This window comes from Pseudarthrobacter humi, from assembly GCF_024294965.1.
Lineage (GTDB): Bacteria > Actinomycetota > Actinomycetes > Actinomycetales > Micrococcaceae > Arthrobacter > Arthrobacter humi.
Genome location: NZ_JANCLV010000039.1, coordinates 1 through 1,849 on the forward strand (window position 1 = coordinate 1; position 1,849 = coordinate 1,849).

Annotated in this window: 3 protein-coding genes; 2 read left to right on the forward strand and 1 reads right to left on the reverse strand. The window is 61.9% G+C overall.

The genetic code is table 11. The features are described 5' to 3' along the window. Positions 1 to 238 precede the first annotated feature (238 nt). Positions 239 to 580 (reverse strand): YciI family protein, encoded by a 342-nt coding sequence (locus tag NFC73_RS20635; RefSeq protein ID WP_254753340.1) that lies wholly within the window; start codon positions 578 to 580, stop codon positions 239 to 241. 60 nt (positions 581 to 640) lie between these two features. Between NFC73_RS20635 and NFC73_RS20640 the strand changes: the two genes are divergently transcribed. Both NFC73_RS20640 and NFC73_RS20645 read left to right on the forward strand, forming a co-directional pair. After that, positions 641 to 814, forward strand: a complete 174-nt coding sequence (locus tag NFC73_RS20640; RefSeq protein ID WP_254753344.1) for a hypothetical protein — start codon at positions 641 to 643, stop codon at positions 812 to 814. 119 nt (positions 815 to 933) lie between these two features. After that, the gene (locus NFC73_RS20645) at positions 934 to 1,539 is read left to right on the forward strand and encodes a class I SAM-dependent DNA methyltransferase (RefSeq protein ID WP_254753342.1); all 606 of its coding nucleotides are present in this window, start codon (positions 934 to 936) and stop codon (positions 1,537 to 1,539) included. Positions 1,540 to 1,849: the final 310 nt, after the last annotated feature.

Below are 1,849 nucleotides of genomic sequence, written 5' to 3' on the forward strand. Positions count from 1 at the left end.
ACGCCGGTTCTTCCGGTAGAGGAGATTTTTTCTTTAAGGAAGGACTACTTTTCGATGGTGATTCCATGGGTGTTGCGACTCCCGATTATTCGGGGGTGTTGCAACGATCGCTAGAACTCAAGCTGCTGGAATTCAAGCCTGCGGGGTGCCGTCGGTCGAGATCCCCCCCTATGCGCTGGTGCACGCCTCTCACTATGGGCCCCTGACGCACGAACGGCTCTGGCTGACGTCGCCCTCGTCAGCTTGCCGGGTCATAGTGGAACTGCCGGACCTCTTGCGAGCAGCGGCAGGCGACGGCGATCATCCTAGCCCACTCGAGTGCAGCCTCCCGCGAGGGCAGCTCGAGAACGGTGTAGCCGCCGTTGGGTACCTTATGGCCTGGGTACGTGCCCTCGGTGACGGTGCCGTCACCGGCCACGAGCACTGGGTCTACGTCCTCATCGATCCCGCCGCCGAAGACGTACACGCCCGCCGCCTTGGCCTCTTCGATGACTGCATGCGAGGCATCGACCACCGCCTCGAAGTCCTCCTCGGGGACCACCATGGCCTCAGCAGGGAACGAGATCAGGTACTTCGTCATTCGAGGACTCCCCTGCTCCGGCGGCGCCGTCCTTCGGCTCTTCTCTGCGGCACCGCACTGGTGCCCAACCTGATTATGGATCCGACGCACCACATGTGGTCAAGGTTCTGCCCCTCGGCCGACCCGCAGAACCTGCTCCAGACCAGGAGTGGCGAGAAGTACGTTACCGTGATCGTCGACCTCACCCCGATCCGAGTGGGTATCGGACCCGCACGCCTGGTGGGCGCTCGATGAGTGCCGGCGTCGAGTCCAGCAGGCCATCCGTGGCCGCACCGGTCTGTGGAGGGCACGTCAAACGAATAGGCAACCTCTGCCGGAAGCATCGATTACTGTGCCCACCATAAGGTGGCTGCATGACGGATGCAGAGGTCGAGACCGCGTACGCAAAGAGAGCTGCCGAGTACACAGCGAGATTTGGGTCGGTCGAGTCCACCCATCCAGCTGATCGGAAGCTCGTAGCTGACTGGGCCGCACCTCTGGTGGGGCCAGTTCTGGATGTGGGATGCGGGCCCGGCCATTGGACCAAGTTCCTCGCGGACCATGGGGCGGCGGTCGAAGGAATTGATTTTGTGCCGGCGTTCATCAAGCAGGCACAAGCATCCTTCCCCAGCATCCCATTCCGCGTCGCCTCCCTCACTAGTCTCGGAGTTCCCGAAGGATATGCATCCGGCATCCTGGCTTGGTACTCGCTAATCCACTTTGAACCCGACCAGGTTCCCTCCGTTCTGCGGGAACTGGCACGGCGCCTGACTCCTGGCGGGCTTCTCCTCATAGGTCTGTTTGAAGGAGACGAAATCGCGAGATTTCCACATGCGGTGACGCCTGCGTACTCCTGGCCTGTGGGAGACCTCAGCGGGATCCTTAGTGCAGCCGGCTTCGACACCATCTCCCATCAGCGACGGACTGATCCTGGTCATCGGCCGCACGCCGCCATCAGTGCACGCCTGAGCCGTTCGTAGTCGACATGGCAGGCAGGGATGCGCACTGAGGTTCCGACATGCCGCCGGAGAGTCCACAGCTTTGGTCGTCTCGGTTGCTGGCTGTTCCCTGCGTGATGTGATCCAGTCAACAGAAACCAGTTCTGGCCGAATAGTGCCCCGGGACTCCGGTGAGCGCCTCAGATTCCCCGCCACGACACGGATCCTGGGGGTTAGGTCCCGTTGTGGGGGTGGATTTGCGGTGGGGGTTGGGTGGGTGTATTGTTTTCTAAGTCGCCGCGAGGGGAACAGCGAAGAGCTGGTTACCGCGGGCGGCCAAACCCCCTAATTC